The following is a 16,388-nucleotide window of genomic DNA, read 5'->3' as shown; positions in this document are numbered from 1 at the left end:
TCCGGGCCTGGATGGCTCCTCAAGACCAACCGCACGAAAACTTTGTCTTCCCTGAAGAAGTGCTACCTCGCGGTAACGCTCTGTAAGGTTTGATTTCTTAGCTTTGAGGTAAGCCTCCATAACTGTGGAGGCTTTTTTATAGCAATCGAGGGAATAGATAAGCAAAAATTATATCATTCTTCAAAAATTTGCTACATAGAGAGACTTTAGACATAGCCGCTATAAGTGGAATCCTCAAAATCGATATTGCTGAAACATCAAAAGAGCTTAAAGCAGTCTTAGAGGATGTTTGAGAAGTTCTCTTGCTGGTAACGAAACGGTTTAGATCCCCCTAAATCCCCCCTGTTAAGGGGGACTTTGAGCCTGGTTTCTCCCTTTTTAAGGAGGACTAAGGGGGATCAACAGGTGCCTTTCGTTACAACAAATGACTTTTCAAACCCCCTCTTAGACCGACAGCAACAAGCATCTCAACGCCGTCAAGTGCAGGTGTTGTGGTGGCTAAAAACAGGGCAAGCAAGGAGTGTTGAGCAGTTAGCCCAATTGAAGCTGCCATCGCACGAGCGTGTCCTGCTGGCTAAGCAAATATCGTCGTAGCAGTCTCGACTCATTAGTGACCCCCGCCCCTATCAGTGGACGATCGCGAGCGATTAGCAGTGAAGTCCTCGCGTCTTTGCAGCGGGAATTGCGAGAGCCAGAAGGCTTTAGGAGTTATGGAGAGGTCCAGTTCTGTGAGAAGGGGGCGTATCCGCTAATGGTGCAGCGATGAGAGCTGCGTCGACTGGCTGACGGGACAATATCACAAGTTGACGGGTTTCGGGGTGCAATCCAGCGGAACGGTTCAGTGGCCGTTTCTCTATCGGTGGCTGTAGGGTCTAGTGGAATCGCTCACGGGTGCGTCGTGGATGGGTCGAGTTCTCTCACCTCGATAGCTCCTGTCTTGAGGGGTTTTTGCACAGCTTTGCGACCCAGTTCCCCGATGACTTACACCTGATTCAGGTAGATAATGCCGCCGCGCAGACGGCCCATAGCCTGATAGATAATCCCTAACCATGTCATCCTGGTCTTTCATTCGTCATCTTTCACCTGACTCGCTGCGATCGCTGACTCCATGGGATTGGATTGTCGATGCGCTATGCGTAGCAGGTATTTAGAGAATTATTGATATAAAGTCGCTGTCTTTGCTGGCCCAATCCCTAGCAAAGCCCTTGAAATCATTGTTTTATAGGGGTGTTTTGTAGGGGTTTTCTTCTTAAAGCCGATGGCGGGATTTGAACCCGCGACCGCTCGATTACGAATCGAGTGCTCTACCACTGAGCCACATCGGCATAATAAACGCTTAATTGTAATGACATGAGAGGCTATTCCCATTTAATTCGGTGCGTTAGGTCAACGCTAACAGCGCTCTACGGGTACAACCTTGTGTATCAACACAATTAATCAGTATAGCAGGCTTGGTTCTGTCTACCCGCAACTCTTTTCTAACCGAGCCATAAAAAAGCCATCCATCTTCCAATGATGAGGCAATACTTTAAGCCAACCTGCAGCCGATGCAAACTGGCTGGCGGGTGAACCCGGTGCCGGGGGAATGAGGCTCCAGGCAGGATGATGGTCAAGGAAGTTTTGCACTCGATCTTCGTTTTCGGCTGGATTTAAGGTGCAGGTGGCGTAAACTAAGGTTCCACCCGGTTTAACCCAGGTCGCAGCCTGTTCTAATAATTCCGTTTGCAGTTGGACAAGTTCTGCAACTGAAGTTGGAGTTTGTCGCCAACGGGCATCTGCATGACGGTGTAAAGTGCCTAATCCAGAGCAAGGCGCATCCAGCAAGACACGATCGCCCTGGTTCACAAATTCTGGGATACAGCGACTATCCCCTAAATGAATTTGAATTGAGTGGATACCGAGACGATCGCAATTCTGTTGCAGCTTTTTCAACCGTGATTCAGTCTTATCGCAAGCCCAAATTACTCCCTTATCCTGCATTAATTCTGCGATGTGGATGGATTTTCCCCCCGGAGCCGCACAAGCATCGATCACCATTTCACCCGGTTGCGGATCCAGAAAATGGCTGACCAGTTGGGCGCTACCATCCTGAACCATCCACCACCCTGCTGGAAAACCGGGTAAATCCTGAATTGCTCCCTCGTGCTCAACCAGTTGCAGGGCTTGGGGCAACGGTGGCATTCGCTTCACAGCCACTCCCGCCGCTGTCATCGCTGCCTCTACCTGTTCTATAGAGGTTTTAAGTCGATTGATTCGCAGGACGATCGCGGGAGGCTGGTTCATCCACTGGCACAGTTGCTCTGTTTCCTGCAGCCCAAACTGTTCTAACCAAACCTGCACAATCCAGTCTGGGTAACTGTGAAGCATCCCAAGCCGCTGCACAGAATTCATAGGTAGCTGCAGGGGATCAGCCAGACAATTCCCTTCTCTATCTTCTCCTACTTCTTGCATCCTGACATACTGCCGTAAGACTCCATTCACCACACCTGCCAGCCCTGCAAAACCGTTTTGCTTAGCGAGATCAACGGTGGTATTGACCGCTGCCGATACCGGAATCTGATTCAGGTAGCGCAGTTGATACAAACCCAGATGGAGAATCTGACGTAGATCAGGGGGTTGCTGATGACTTTTCTTTTTGCCCAATTGATCGATCAGGGCATCCAAAGTGCGTTGTCTGCGAACACAGCCATACACTAGTTCTGTAAACAATCCCTTATCAGGAGGGCTTAGTTGACTGTATTGCAAGGCTTGATCGACAGCAACATCCGCAAAAGCTCCCCGTTGAATGGAACGCAGAGCTTGAAAGGCCAGTTGACGGGAATTTGTGGACAAGGAGACAGTTTCCGAAGCAGCTTTTCCAGGATAGCAAGCGACCTCTTCCTACTCTGCATTTCCGGCTTGAATATTGGGACAAATGCGATGAGCTGCTAGATGGGCAGAGGGATTTTCTTGCCAATGGGATAACAATTCCTGCAGTTCCGATCGCAGCGAAGTCAGCGATTGAATTTGCTGATCAATCAGTTTCAGCTTTTCTTGCAGATGCTGTTTTACCTCATGACATGGTAAAACCCCCTGATCATGCACAGCAAGAATTTCTTTGATTTCTGTCAGAGTCAACCCCAGAGACTGAGCACGTTTAATGAAACTCAACCGCTCCACCACTCCGGGATCAAAGAGGCGATATCTAGTATCAGAACGAATGACATTGGGCGCTAATAAGCCAAGTTGCTCATAGTAACGGATAGTTTTGACGGATAACCCACTGAATGTTGCAGCTTCCCCAATCTTTAAAAGCGGCTGGGTCAATGTATAACTCATTGTGATCACCAGGGCAACCCACTTACTCCAACCCCAAAATTTTGACTCAATTGCCTACTCAGCTACTGGGGTGGATTTTTTCTGGACATTGTGAGAGTGGGTAGGGGGGTGTAATCAGGAGCAGGAGGTAACACATAGGGCGAGATCGCCCGCGAGGTAACAGGTTCTAAAGGAGAACGATGGGTATGAACTTGCCACCAGCGCAATGCGATCGCCACTCCGACCGTCCCCATCCCTACAGCCATCAGTGACCAATGTTCACTGAATCCACCGATCGCCACATTCACGGCTCCTGCGGTAGCTGCAAAGCTCAAAATGGGTTCCTTACGATAAACGGACTTCAGTATCCGTGACCAGGAGTTTTTCATAGCAATGCGTTCTCAATCGCTATTTCAATTCTAGCCATCTTCTTAAAACTGCCGTTTAAAACTATCCGCTCCCACCATGTGCTTTAGTCATTGACCATAGCACGGGGGTAGGAGCGGTCTAGTAGGGTCTTCAAACTGAACCTGACTGCCGGAAGGAACTCGTCACAACCTGGATATTGGTTGAACTGATCTTCCAACACACCTCGCTGTGGTTAGAGAACGGCTCCGGCGCACAGTCGGTTTACTCCAGCTTGATGACCCATGCATTTACTACTATCTGTCATGGGCATCACCTCCTTGTCCCTAAATGGTTGAATCTCAAGAAGTGGGATCAGGTATTGCTGTAAGCACTTACCTTAAGTTAAGGTAACACAAGATTTTAAGAATGGGGTTTCTTTTGTAAGGAATCTCCCTGAATTCGCTTCCATCCCTGGGCAATTCATATTCCCAGCCTAGAATCGTGGAACCAAGGCCAGCTAGAAGGCCAAGGTTAATGGAAAATTTTCTACAGTACGCAGGTTAAAGAAGGATGGATCGTCGTAATTTTCTGGGTTGGGTAGGAGTCAGCTGGTTAGCCAGTTGTTTACCGATCGCGCTTGTCGCTTGCTCTTCTAAAGAATCAGGTCCACCACCAACCGCCACTACTCCGATCGGCCCTCGCCGCCCAGATGGTTATTACTCCGTTGCCACTGTCTCCGAGTTAAATCAAACCGGCCAGCTACTGGTGAAAGACTTCCCTGCCGGAGTCGTCTTATTAGTCCGGAGTTCGGATGCATCCAATTCCGTATCTGCTCTCAACCCAACCTGTACTCATCGGGGCTGTGAGGTTGCCTGGAAAGCAGATCAAAATGCCTTTGTCTGTCCCTGCCACCATGCCAAATTCAGTGCGACAGGTGAAGTTCTGGCCAGTCCGGCTAAACACCCTCTCAAGACCTATGCTGCCAAAATTGAGGGAGACTCTGTATTGGTGAAAAGTGCTTAATGAGGCAACCATTCAATGTGCAACTCTTTTCCCTGATCCCAACCCTTTTCTTTAGGGAAAAGGAGCATAGCCACTGATCAAATTCAACCAGCGGCAACCCTTCAAGGATGACCCAGAAAAAAGCGCTCAAGTCATTCTCATGGAGCGGAGTTCAGGATCTCTGTCGCAGACTCTCCTGCATCCGGTTCTTCAGCCGCAATTGGAGCGTCTACGATATCAGTTGCGATCAATGCAGTTGTATCCTCTGCTTGGATAGCCTCCGCTGGCTCTGTAAGCAGTTCGGTGGCAGTCTCGTCCTCGTCTCCTTCGTCCTGCTCATCCTCCTCTTCTGCCTCGTTGTCTTCGTCCTCCTCTTCGTCGTCCTCCACTTCTGTTTCCTCTATAACCTGTGTAGAGGGAACTTCGGGAATTATATCTTCTACAAGCTCGGTTTCGATGGTAGGAGCCTGATCCTCAGGATCGGGTTCATCGGCAGGTAGAACAGGCGGCTGAACTTGTTCTACTGATGGCAAAGATTCTACAGGGCTAGAAACCTTGCCTGGCTGGCTGGTTTTGCTTTCAGGGACATTAATCAGAGCGGTTGCAGGAGAGAGATCAGCTACTGAAGGAATTGCTTTTGTAATGACCAAAGTTCGGATAATGCCCTTGTCCAGGTGATTTTTACTGGACGCTTTGGATAGTTCAACAATTTTCTCGCCCAATCGCACTCCAAGCACCTGGGCACTTTCCAAGCTATTAATATCCTGGCTAGAGAGCCTGGTCACAAGATGGCTAAGTTCCTTATTGCCTGACCGAGAAGAACCGATTCCACTCTCAGTAATCACTTTTTTGGCATTCTTCCGAATGACTTTTCCAATATTCTTGCTATCCATTGGCTGGCCTGCTGGAAAACTGAGATCAGCCTATCGCGCCTTACCGGGATCCTCGTGCTATCCCCAACACATTCAATGAACATTTATGGGACTGACAATCGCTTGATTATCACAACCGTACCCCTCGGTGATTTACTGCAAGGGGGTAGACCCGCCGATCGCCGCTAAAATATCCGTGTTAAACGAATCTTGATTCAAACTTGGCAATAGCGATCGTCCAAACCCCATACCAACTGCACCAGCTTGGTTAGCAGTTAGAGTTGGCATCACCTCAAACTGGCTCACTACTTCGGGGGTGAGGCTGGTAATGGCACCGGGATTTGCCAATAGCTCTGCTTCCGTGTAATAGGGAATGCCGTAGGTGGTGACTGTCAATTTTTGCGTGTCTGCATCGATGTCAAATTGAGTCCAACTGTAGGTATGCAGTGCAACGTAATCACCTTGTAGCAGCTTGGCATTAATTAATCCGCTGGCGATCGCCAGATTGTTATTCAAGCCAATCGGGTCATAGCCTAAAGAAACTAACCCATCATTGACAATTTGCTTAATGAAGTCATCTTTGTCGTTGGGTAGGCTATCGCCATCATTGGTGATAGGAAGGGAGTCATAGAGTGCCCATTGGGTTGGGTTTAATAATCCCGCTGCTGCTGCTGCCAGATCGGCAACCGTTGGTCCAAAGGGAGCATCGAAGGCCAGAGAACCTGTGGTGATTTCAAAGGCATTGGTGGCAATTTGCGCCTGACCAGGACCTAACTGGTAAGTGAGATTGTTGACGACAGTGCCGTGAATGTCTGCCGAAATAAAGACCACATTATCAATACGGTTGTCGTTGATAAATCGCAAGATCTCAGTCCGTTCGGCGGCATAACCCTCAAAGCGATCGCTGGCTCCCAACACTCCCAGGTTTTGCATCGGTTCGGGCACGATCACAAACTTCCAGGTAATCCCTGCCGCTTCGGATGCCAATAGATCTGCCTTTAAGTCTTCCACCTGCTGCCGTCCTAATAACGTGCGGGTGGGGTCAAAGGATTGCGTCAGGAAACTACCCACCTGTATTGGATCGGCAAGGTTACTGACTCCTGGAAGACCCGGATCGCGGAATGATCGGGCATCCAGTACAAAACTGGCGGCATCACTGCCGTAGGTGGTGTAACGGTAGAGCTTACGTTCCCCATCCATGCGCGGATCGCCCACATTGCCATAGAAATCATCCCGAATTGGGTTGTATTCCTGGAATGCCTGCAAGCCGTTTTCGTACAGCACTGTATCGTTGATCAACCGACTGGGGGCGGTGTCTGCAAAGCGGGGGTCAGAAGTGGCAGGTGCTCCACCCTGGAAGTCGTTGGTCACTTCATGGTCGTCGATCGTGGCGATGATCGAAGTGGATGCTCGCAGGTCTGCCCAGAAGTTTTGCCCAAAGCGGCTACCGTAGACTTCGGCGTGTTTGGCCCGGTACTCATCTAAAGTTTGAGCCTGAACTTTCAAGCTGCCATCCGGATTCCGTACCGCTCCCGATGGGTAATCGGCATAAATCGTGTCACCCAGCGCAATGAAGAAATCCAGGTTGAGGTCTGCTGCATTGGCAATACCAGGATAAGGGGCCAGTTCACCGCGCCAGTCTCCCGTTGCTCCAAACCGTAGCCCAGCATGAGTACCGACTTCTGCTGTGGTCTTGAAGCGCCCGATCGCTGTCGCTCCTGCGGCATCTGTGACCCGATAAAAATAGGCACTGCCAGGATTCAACCCAGTAATCTCCAGTTTTACGGGTTGCCAGGAATCGGTGACAGTCTGACGATCGAGCAAATCAGCAAAACTAGCACTGGTAGAGAGTTCAAACACCATATCCCCGGTAAAGTTGCTGCGGCCCCAGAGGACGGTAGAGGTGGCCGTGGTGTCGCCACTGGCAATTCCGTTCAGTAGCGAATTTGCAGTGGGGGTGCGGGGGTGGTAGCTGGTAGTATCAATTTGCAGCGGTGTAGAGAAGGTATTGGCGATATTTTGCCAGGGCACAAACTTAAAATTGGTGCTGACATTTTCTAGCTCACCATCGTCTTCTACCAGAACAGCAGGGTCATTCGAGCCATCCTGGGTGACAAATAGACCAAAGGGGAAGTTGGAACCGAGGGGAACATTGATCACATCCGCCCCATCCGACTCTTGTACGCTATCAATGCTACCGTTGGGACCCACAGCAAATCTGCCCAAGAAGTCATTGTTGCCATCGCGGGAGTAAACGGCAAAGGTGTTATCTCCCTGGCTGGAGGCCAGCAGGTAGCCTGTGCCATTCGCACCGTAATAGATCGTTAAGCCTTCCACATCATCAACCAGGTTAGTGCCACCTAATTTCTTCACCCGGTCAATCAGGATGCCAGTGTTGCTACTGCCGGGTTCTGCCTGGTATTTCCAGATGCCAACGTTCTCCTGCCCAATGTAGAGGTAGCCCGTTTCCTGGTCTACAACCATGCCTTCCAGTTGGGGATCTGTGTCTGCAGGAGCACCAGCGGGAATCGGAACCGTAAAGTTGCGAACCCGTTCTGCACCGATCGTGCCTGCCCCAGTGCTCAACAGACGATACTGGGCCACATCACCTGTTTCCCGTCGGTTCACAAACACATAGTAATCCTGAGTCACAGGACTGCGGTAGAGGGCAATCCCATAAGTACTGCGACTGGATGCAGAGTAGGGAGGCTGAAACGGATCTGCCTGGAATAAGGTGCCGATACTGCTGTCGGTGATGTCTTCTAAATAGTTGCCCTTTGTCGCGTTGGGATTAATTTTGAAGATCACAAGTTTGTCGTTGTTGCGATCGCTGGCAACGGCAATATCAACTGATTCATATCCCAACGGGAAGCCGTATTGCAAATCAATATTGTTGTAACGGATGTCACCCGGATTAATTTCCTGCACCAGGTTACCCGCCAGGTCATACACCCGTAGTCCAGCATTTTTAATTACGGTCAGCACCAGGCTTTGTGCTGGATTTTTGGAGTGGACGTAGATCGCCGGATCATCCGCATCTCCCCGTTGATCACGAGGTAGATTGGGATCATCCAGCAGCGGAGGGCAGGTTTCCACTGTTGGAGCCACCGTTGGGATCACCTCTCCCTCCAACACCAGGACTTGCGTAAACTGGGTAGCACTGAAGTTGTTGTCACTCACCAGTACAATCGATCGCCGCCCGTCCGGTAAGGTAGGACCAAACTCGATGCCTTCAATGTTATCTGTGCCAGTCGGTAGTTTCAGGTCATTCAGATTAAGCAGCAGGCGCTTTTGGACGGGAACGATCGCAGCTCGTTGATTGGCACTGAGGCTGTTCAGAGAATCGTAGGCACTGATATCCGTTGCCCCTTGAAGACTGATTTCGTAAATCTTGATCGTGTTGCCCGCCCTGGTGCTCCAGTTGAAAAAGACCGCTCCAAGGCCAGGAAAGTTCCACGATTGTCGATCGCCAACAAATCCACCAGTCCATTGGTGCTGAAGGCCGTTGCTGGGTTGGCGGGTTCTACCACTGGGTCAATTTCGTACAAATATCCTTTCTCCGGTTGTCCAGTTATCAGGTTGTATTGCAAGATGCGGGCAGGACTCCCAACTGTCGGGCTAGCGGCTGGACCATCCTGGAGCAAGGCGTTTTCGGTGGCGGTAAATAGGAACCGCTGATCGGGGGTAATGGTCAGGCTCTCAAGGGCCAGGTTATTGCGGATCCCAGCCGTCTGAGTGTCACCTGTATTGATCAGGCCATCCCCATTGGTGTCCTGCACCACGGGCAGAAACTTGGTCGGCACAAGCAGTGCCCGGATCTGTTGCCCGGATGTCAAATCAAACTCATTCACGAAAGGATAGGTCACCCGTCCGGCGGCAATATTCACTTTACCTTCCGAACTAATGAAGACGGTGTTATTGGGAGTCAGAACAATATCTTCAGGATCAAGTTTCAACGGTGCAAAGGTATTACCCGCCAGATCGCGCAATAGTGTGACATCGGTAAAGGTGACATTGGGCGTGCCGTTGGCACTGATGCTGATTTGGGCGGTGTAAAAGCGGGGTGGGGTGTTGTCGGTCGGTGGAGGAGCGGCAGGAGAATTGGCTGCTGTGCGATCGCCGCGATCGTCAGAAATGAAGTAATAACGGTTGTTCAGGCGATCGTAGGCGAGGCCAGAAAGCCCACCAATCTGGGTGTTCAGGCTATTCAGGGTAGCCGTAGTACTGGTTGGGAGAATCTGCTGCCCCACCAGATCGACTTCAGGAATTGTATTTCCGGTGGATGTTGGCCCTAATTGCAGATCGATCAATACGGCCCGGTGGTCAGAACTGGGAAATCCGTTGGGGAGAGCAGGATTAAAAGTACCCACTAGCGGGAACTGAGGATCGGTGTTAAGGGGCCAGAAAACCTGGGAGTTGAGGATATTCAGGTCAGTCGAAGGCAGAACATAATCCGATCGCAAGTTGCCCGGAGTGGTATCTGCGAAGTCAGCCGTATCAAAGGCCGGATTGCTGCGATGAGTGGTATTGGCTCCTCCCTGCAACGCTGACTGTTGCACGGCACCTGGACTCGTGGGAATGAAGTTGGTATTGATATGGGGATTCTGGAGTAATTGCAGAATGGCATTATCGTAGCTATCGCCATCCCGCGGATCGGCGTTCTGGTCGCCCATAATAACAAAGCTGGAACCTGCAACCAGTCCTCCATATTGACCGTTGTCATCATAAATGTAGGCTCCTGCACCGGGAGTTACATAATCTGACCAGAAACGAATTTCGTCGTGATTGCGTTTGCCGTTACGGTCTTCAGAACCATCGAATACGGGTGGAGTCGGGTGGCTGACTAAAGCATGAATGGTTTGACCATCCACAACAATAGGGACATCCCAATGGCTCTTAGAAGATAAGCGTAGGATGGTCTGTTCTTCCGGAGAGTAAAAACTACCCAGATTTTCATTGATCGGAGTCGCGGGATTATCCAGCGTTGGGTCGTTAGTCAGCAGATTTCCTGGCATATCCTTCCAGAGAAAAGTCTGGAACGTTCTCACATTGTCGGTGTTGATCGGATATTTGGACAGCAGCACCATGCCAAACTGTCCAGGAAAGGTGCCGAAGCCAAAAGCATCATCGCCGTAGCCAGAAGCACCCACACCATCAACGATATCGCTGACTGCGACCCCATTGTTGTTTAGATCAAAACCAGTAGAAATCCCGGTATTAGAAGGGGCAATGTAGAAGTAGGGATACTCAACAGGGGCTGCACTATTCTGACTGACCGACAGAAAATTTTCTTGAAACAACTGCACCGCTTCAGTTGGATTTGCAGAGAAGAAATCAAATTCGTTAATCAGCAACACATCCGGGTTGATTCGCTGAATGATTTCAGCCACGTTTCTGGCCTGTTGAACTCGCAGTTCCTGGCTAATCGTTGTCCCCCGGTTATCTGGAATAACTGGATTGAAAAAGTCATTAATGATTTGTCCTTCTGCATTCCGGTTGAGAGAAGCATTGAACTGAGCGAAACGAACGGAAGATGGCATAAATTTGTCCTTAAGCGGTGAATAAATTAGAATCTCAGTCCTAACCTTAGAGGATGTTTTAAAGCCAGTCACCCTGGCGACTAAAGTCGCGGCTATCCGGGGAAAATCTGCCGACACAGGTTACTGAAAACCTGGATGGTATTGAGTCTGCGTTGGCAGACTGGGTGAGTGTAGTCGCGATTTTAACCGCCAGATACTAAAAGAAAATTGAGCGATCGTAACTTTCCATATCTACCTAAACCAAGTTCAACTGAAAAACAATTGTTTTCCCATCAGAGAAGCTGTAGTTCTAATAGTTCTAGACTTGGATAAGGTTTATAACTTTTCTTGAAAAGAGTTTAGATGCCGTTATTCAATACCCGATTGAATTAATGTTTAGACAAAACACTAGCAATCAAAAAATAATCAGCAGCTCAACCAAATTCAACTAGAGAACGATCTTTCCCCATCAGAGAAACTACAGTTCTGGACTTGAATAAGGTTTAGCACTCACTAACCCATAAATGAAATTTAAGTGTACATCACTCATTTAGAAACCGCTATAGACATAAGATCAATGTCAGGATGGTTATTCAACCTGCTGCTTTCTATAAATCTCATATAAACTTTAAGAACTCTCTATCAAACCTTTAATAGCTTAGTAATATTGCAAAAATTTACATCCAGATAACAAGGGTCTAGGAAACCGGGCACACCATGTCCGGGGTAAACACATCTAAAAATGTAGCTAAGAATACAAATTATTTGGATAAACAATGGGTGCAGCAGGAGTCCACGCTACATAGAGTCGGGGAAGGAGTGTTTTGCGACTATCAAAGACCTATGGGTGGCACGGATACCTGGCTGCACAAAATGGCGAATGTGCTGCACAAACTGCCTGAAAGCCAGCACTCCCAAGCCAAGTCCACAGTACGGATCAGGGCAGAACTGCAAATTTCGGCCTAATCTTCCTGGTGACGAGTAGCTTGACATCCCATTCTTAGGGAGCCATCAGTGTCTCATCAAAATCATTCAGATCAAAAATCAGATTGCGTTCTGGGAGGACAAACCCGCCAAATTTAAGCAGATGGCAATGCGATCGCGAACTTGCGAATGACAAAGGACAAATGATATTCCATCTAGATATTCCATCTAGAGCTTATTTCCACCGACTTGCTGACTGAACCACTCTTGCAGAATCGGATTCACCAGTTCGGGTGCTTCATCCTGGGGACAGTGACCCACTCCTTCCAGGGGAATGAAGCGTTCTACACAGGGGTAGTTAGCCAAGGCTTGACCTAAGGCGATCGGTTCCCAGGGATCGGCAGCCCCCCAAAGAATAATGGCAGGGCAGGGCAATACTTCCAGTAAATCCTCTGGTAATGGCCCCTGAGAGTAAGCGGTGAAAGCCAGAAACACATCAGCAGCACCAGGATCGCTGGCAGGAACCATCAGCAAATCGACCAGTTCATCAGTAACCGCATCGGGGCGAGCATAGGCTTTTAGAAGAATTTTACGAACAGTTTGCGATCGGGCAATCTGTTTAAAGAAGGCCCGACCAATCCACTTCACCTGCAAAATTTGCTGAAGCAATGGGGCTCCCATGCGCTTAAACCAGGGCTGGGTAGCTCGACGGCGATCGTGCAATAAGCGTAAAGAGCAGTTAATCATTGCCACTCCCCGCACCAGATCGGGGTGGTCAACAGCCGTTTGCATGGCAGCAATACAACCGATCGAATTGCCCACCAGAAAGACTGAATCAGCAATGACTTCTCGACAGAAATCCGCAATTTGTTGACTCCAGGTTTCAAAGGTGTAGGCCATTTGGGTATTGGGAGTTGGCTTAGCTGAACCACCAAAACCAATTAAATCCAGCGCATACACTCGACAGGAAGTGGCCAGCGCGGCAATATTTTTGCGCCAGTGACCCAAGGAAGCTCCAAATCCATGCACTAAAACGACGGCTGGGCCTTGCGTTCCTTGAGTTTGGTAGGTGATGGGATAACCACGCCAGTGCCAGGTTAGGACGGGGGAATCGGAGTGCGTTGATGGGGATGAAACAAAAGTCATTGCTTTTAACAGGAGATAAAACCAGGCATGGCAGGATGAAAAGGCATCCAAACCTAACATAGTATGCAAATTCGTCAGGATACCGTCCTCAAAAAGGTGCGGATCTCCCTACCTGTTTGGGTAGAAGTCTCCAACTTGCCAGATATAAGTTGCACTTCTTAAACTCTGACTAAAGTCTATATCTTATTATAGAGTTTTCTGTTGCACAAAGCTAATTCCTGAGAACAGGCGATGCTTATTTGCTATTCAATTTGACGAGGTAAAGACATGGTGAGTCCTAATACAAAGGCCAGTACAACAGTCTCAACTCCTAAGTCGGCAAAAGCCCCCTTTGTTTCTGCTCGGCCTAAAGTTCCGGCCAGGCAGGCGATCGCATTGATTTCGGATCATGGCGATCCGGCGGCTGAAATTGGTAAAGAGGAGGCTGGTGGTCAAAATGTCTACGTCCGTCAGGTTGGAGAGGCACTGGCTAAGTTGGGTTGGCAGGTCGATATGTTCACCCGCAAGGTGAAACCCGAAGATCCGGCAATCGTTTACCATTCCCCTCATTGCCGCACGATTCGACTAGTGGCAGGGCCGCAGGAGTTTGTGCCCCGCGATCAATTATTCAACTACATGCCAGAATTTGTCGAGGCGTTCCAAAAATTCCAGGCCAAGGAAGGCACCAATTATCCCCTGGTTCATACTAATTATTGGATGTCGGCCTGGGTGGGGTTGCAACTCAAAGAACGGAGTAATATTCAGTTGGTGCATACCTACCATTCTTTGGGAGTCGTGAAGTATCAATCTGTTCCCCTGCGGCCTGTCAGTGCAGAAACTCGATTAGCGGTTGAGAAGGAAATTTTAGAGAAAGCTCACTGTGTTGTAGCCACCAGTCCGCAGGAAGAAGAAATACTGCGATCGCTGGTATCGCAGCAGGGGCAAATTGAAGTAATTCCCTGCGGTACCGACATCACTAACTTTCATGCCATCCCAAAAGCTGAAGCCAGAGCCGCGTTAGGGTTTACTTCTGATGAGGCGATCGTCCTCTATGTCGGTCGCTTCGATCCCCGGAAAGGGATTGAAACCCTGGTGAAAGCGTTTGCCCGGTTGAAAGCTGGGTCAGAATGTCCGGTTGTGGATATGGACGGCTCTTGCCTGCAACCCCCGACTTATCAGATCCTACCGTCCAAATTGAAGTTAGTCATTGTCGGCGGTAGTGAACCGGGGCAGTTCGACGGACAGGAACGGGAGCGGATTGAACATCTGGTGCAGGAATTAGGACTGACGGATCAGACGCAGTTTGTCGGACGGGTGGGGCACGATCGCCTGCCACTCTATTACACAGCCGCCGATGTGTGCGTGGTACCCAGTCACTACGAACCGTTTGGCCTCGTGGCATTAGAAGCAATGGCCTGTGGTACGCCGGTCGTTGCCTCTGCCGTTGGTGGCTTGAAATTTACAGTGATTCCTGAAGAAACTGGTCTTTTAGTGCCCCCCCAAGATGAAGAAAAGTTTGCCGATGCCATTAACCGTATTCTTAGTGACGAATTGTGGGCACGCAAACTGAGGCGGCAGGCTCCTATCCGGGTGCAGCAAAACTTTAGCTGGTCAGGTGTAGCGGCCCGTCTTAGTGATTTGTATCGTCGTTTACTGGCTCAATCGATTTCTCATACCGGCCTGCTAAGTGCTAATAGTAGGTCACTAATACTGCCAGACAGTACATTGACGATTGCATCCTAGGATGGGCAGGTTGAATCAAGAAGTTCTTAGGTTATTTCCAGAAAAATTTATACCCGCAAAGCGTAAGGGCTTAGCAGGTGTTTGAAAATTATCTGGCGGTTAAAACCGCAACTACACTCACCCAGTCTGCCAACGCAGACTCAATACCATCCAGGTTTTCAGTAACCTGCATCGCAGGTTTTCTCCGGATAGCCACGACTTCAGTCGCTAGGGTGATTAAACCTTTTCTTCTTGCTGCAACAATTGCCTAATGATCAGTGACTAATAAACACTTTCCAGAATCCGCGGGCCGTGATGGATCTGGTATAAGTATTGCTTGTGAGCCAACTTGTGGGCAGCAATCCGCCACAAGTATTGAACAGGGCGGCCTAGGTGTTTCTGGATAGGAGATTGCTGCAGCCAGTTTTCGTAGCCTCTCGCGATCGGGCCAGACAGAAGAGTGTGCCACGCCAGAGCAATGCGATCGGGCGTGAATTCCTGTGCTCGTCGGCAGCCATTTTCCACCATCGCCTGATAGACATCGGGATTGTTTTGCAGGTATTTGAGGGCTGCGATCGCCTCTTCGGGAGTCCGCACTTCAATGTAGTCCAGATCTGATTTCCGCAGGGACTGGTAGGCAGATTCGGGGCCAAGCAGGGCAGGACATCCTGCAAACCAGGCATTAATCAACTTCAGGGCTGGTTTATGGGAGGCATCAAACTCCGTCAGGTTGCGAACGGCCAGTACCACATCGGCTTGAGAGTAATCAGCCCAGCCTGCAAAGGTATCACGATCGGACTGAAGCTGTTCTGTATTGGTGATTAACTGAATCCCCAGAGATCTCAGGTCAGCCAAAAACTCTGGCGTTCGGAAGGGTGGGCATAGGTTAAAGGCTTTACCCTTGAAAACCAGATTCTGAACGGTAGAACCGCGATCGGGGTTGCGAGGTTTTAAGTTAGGTTGAGGCCGATGCGGCAGAAAGTGATGAGTGCTATCAAGCACACGAGAAGGATTAATCACGATCCGCTGTTCACACAATTTGGGATGAGGAGAATCGTGCTGACAGGCAACGACATAGCTCTTGAATAACAGATCCTTGGCATAGAGGTGGTAATAGGGAATAACACAAATTTGACCAGGAACGGGATCCGCCACCAAATGCACATCCAACCCCCGTTGCTTCAGATCAATATATGCCTGCGCCGACCAGATATCGTGATCTTTCAAACAACGTTCGTAAAGCGATGCGACTGGTGGTAGTTCATCACAGTCAATTAAATCCAGCCATTTCGGATCTTTGGTAACGAAGTAAACGGGATAGGGAAGCGGAGGTAGAAATGTTGTCTGAGGTAAGAAGGAAGCAGTAATAAAGGAATTTTGAACAGAAGCGGTCTGCAGCATGGGTGAGAAAAATGAATAAGGACTGGAGATGCAAATAAAGTCAACAAAGCACCGAAAACAGATAAATAAAAGTTCTAGTCAGGAAACAAAAACGAGTCGTTCGGATAACATGCTGGCGATAGCTTGGTATATTATTATTAAGCTCAAAGTAGTGATTTCACTATCGCGTTATTGCATA

12 protein-coding genes, 1 tRNA gene and 1 pseudogene are annotated in these 16,388 nt (G+C 49.3%); 4 read left to right on the top strand and 10 right to left on the bottom strand.

Going from position 1 to position 16,388, the window contains the following annotated elements:
• Nucleotides 1-610 precede the first annotated feature (610 nt).
• A complete protein-coding gene (locus ACUVQO_RS18565; protein WP_445927316.1) occupies nucleotides 611-766 on the top strand; it encodes a hypothetical protein in 156 nt (51 codons plus the stop codon).
• A gap of 487 nt (nucleotides 767-1,253) precedes the next feature.
• Here the strand turns inward: ACUVQO_RS18565 and ACUVQO_RS18560 are convergent.
• From ACUVQO_RS18560 to ACUVQO_RS18545, 4 genes are all read right to left on the bottom strand, one after another.
• Nucleotides 1,254-1,325 (bottom strand) — tRNA-Thr (locus ACUVQO_RS18560).
• Nucleotides 1,326-1,461: 136 nt separating this feature from the next.
• Nucleotides 1,462-2,832 (bottom strand): 16S rRNA (cytosine(967)-C(5))-methyltransferase, encoded by a 1,371-nt coding sequence (locus ACUVQO_RS18555; protein ID WP_445927315.1) that lies wholly within the window; start codon nucleotides 2,830-2,832, stop codon nucleotides 1,462-1,464.
• 48 nt (nucleotides 2,833-2,880) lie between these two features.
• A complete protein-coding gene (locus tag ACUVQO_RS18550; RefSeq protein ID WP_445927314.1) occupies nucleotides 2,881-3,318 on the bottom strand; it encodes a heavy metal-responsive transcriptional regulator in 438 nt (145 codons plus the stop codon).
• Between the two features lie 62 nt (nucleotides 3,319-3,380).
• Nucleotides 3,381-3,686: a hypothetical protein gene (locus ACUVQO_RS18545; protein ID WP_445927313.1), complete on the bottom strand. Its 306-nt coding sequence runs from the start codon at nucleotides 3,684-3,686 to the stop codon at nucleotides 3,381-3,383.
• Between the two features lie 529 nt (nucleotides 3,687-4,215).
• On the opposite strand from ACUVQO_RS18545, the gene ACUVQO_RS18540 reads away from it, so the two are divergent.
• A complete protein-coding gene (locus ACUVQO_RS18540) occupies nucleotides 4,216-4,668 on the top strand; it encodes a QcrA and Rieske domain-containing protein (protein ID WP_445927312.1) in 453 nt (150 codons plus the stop codon).
• Nucleotides 4,669-4,805: 137 nt separating this feature from the next.
• On the opposite strand, the gene ACUVQO_RS18535 is transcribed toward ACUVQO_RS18540, so the two are convergent.
• The 3 genes and pseudogenes from ACUVQO_RS18535 to ACUVQO_RS18525 form a co-directional block, all read right to left on the bottom strand.
• Nucleotides 4,806-5,432 (bottom strand): hypothetical protein, encoded by a 627-nt coding sequence (locus ACUVQO_RS18535; RefSeq protein ID WP_445927311.1) that lies wholly within the window; start codon nucleotides 5,430-5,432, stop codon nucleotides 4,806-4,808.
• 240 nt (nucleotides 5,433-5,672) lie between these two features.
• Nucleotides 5,673-8,699 carry a phytase gene (locus ACUVQO_RS18530; protein WP_445927317.1) on the bottom strand — a complete coding sequence of 1,009 codons (3,027 nt, stop codon included), beginning with the start codon at nucleotides 8,697-8,699 and terminating at the stop codon, nucleotides 5,673-5,675.
• A gap of 42 nt (nucleotides 8,700-8,741) precedes the next feature.
• A pseudogene (locus ACUVQO_RS18525) lies at nucleotides 8,742-11,059 on the bottom strand (esterase-like activity of phytase family protein); the annotation flags it as partial.
• 822 nt (nucleotides 11,060-11,881) lie between these two features.
• Here ACUVQO_RS18525 and ACUVQO_RS18520 point away from each other — a divergent pair.
• Nucleotides 11,882-12,004 carry a hypothetical protein gene (locus ACUVQO_RS18520; protein WP_445927310.1) on the top strand — a complete coding sequence of 41 codons (123 nt, stop codon included), beginning with the start codon at nucleotides 11,882-11,884 and terminating at the stop codon, nucleotides 12,002-12,004.
• 34 nt (nucleotides 12,005-12,038) lie between these two features.
• Here the strand turns inward: ACUVQO_RS18520 and ACUVQO_RS18515 are convergent, their stop codons facing one another.
• Nucleotides 12,039-12,158, bottom strand: coding sequence for a DUF2252 family protein (locus ACUVQO_RS18515; protein ID WP_445927309.1), 120 nt, complete (start codon nucleotides 12,156-12,158; stop codon nucleotides 12,039-12,041).
• A gap of 32 nt (nucleotides 12,159-12,190) precedes the next feature.
• A complete protein-coding gene (locus ACUVQO_RS18510) occupies nucleotides 12,191-13,108 on the bottom strand; it encodes an alpha/beta fold hydrolase (RefSeq protein ID WP_445927308.1) in 918 nt (305 codons plus the stop codon).
• Nucleotides 13,109-13,375: 267 nt separating this feature from the next.
• Here ACUVQO_RS18510 and ACUVQO_RS18505 point away from each other — a divergent pair, with 267 nt between their 5' ends.
• Nucleotides 13,376-14,830 carry a glycosyltransferase family 4 protein gene (locus ACUVQO_RS18505; RefSeq protein WP_445927307.1) on the top strand — a complete coding sequence of 485 codons (1,455 nt, stop codon included), beginning with the start codon at nucleotides 13,376-13,378 and terminating at the stop codon, nucleotides 14,828-14,830.
• 261 nt (nucleotides 14,831-15,091) lie between these two features.
• Here the strand turns inward: ACUVQO_RS18505 and ACUVQO_RS18500 are convergent, their stop codons facing one another.
• A complete protein-coding gene (locus tag ACUVQO_RS18500) occupies nucleotides 15,092-16,210 on the bottom strand; it encodes a glycosyltransferase (protein WP_445927306.1) in 1,119 nt (372 codons plus the stop codon).
• Between the last annotated feature and the right edge of the window lie 178 nt (nucleotides 16,211-16,388).

Source organism: Leptodesmis sp. (assembly GCF_052746595.1).
This window is presented reverse-complemented; position numbering and strand designations above follow the sequence as displayed.

Bases quoted from the DNA above. Each gene is read 5' to 3' on its own strand.
- ACUVQO_RS18520 (WP_445927310.1), top strand. From the start codon at position 11,882: ATGGGTGGCACGGATACCTGGCTGCACAAAATGGCGAATGTGCTGCAC.
- ACUVQO_RS18500 (WP_445927306.1), bottom strand. From the start codon at position 16,210: ATGCTGCAGACCGCTTCTGTTCAAAATTCCTTTATTACTGCTTCCTTC.
- ACUVQO_RS18505 (WP_445927307.1), top strand. From the start codon at position 13,376: ATGGTGAGTCCTAATACAAAGGCCAGTACAACAGTCTCAACTCCTAAG.
- ACUVQO_RS18510 (WP_445927308.1), bottom strand. From the start codon at position 13,108: ATGACTTTTGTTTCATCCCCATCAACGCACTCCGATTCCCCCGTCCTA.
- ACUVQO_RS18550 (WP_445927314.1), bottom strand. From the start codon at position 3,318: ATGAGTTATACATTGACCCAGCCGCTTTTAAAGATTGGGGAAGCTGCA.
- ACUVQO_RS18540 (WP_445927312.1), top strand. From the start codon at position 4,216: ATGGATCGTCGTAATTTTCTGGGTTGGGTAGGAGTCAGCTGGTTAGCC.
- ACUVQO_RS18545 (WP_445927313.1), bottom strand. From the start codon at position 3,686: ATGAAAAACTCCTGGTCACGGATACTGAAGTCCGTTTATCGTAAGGAA.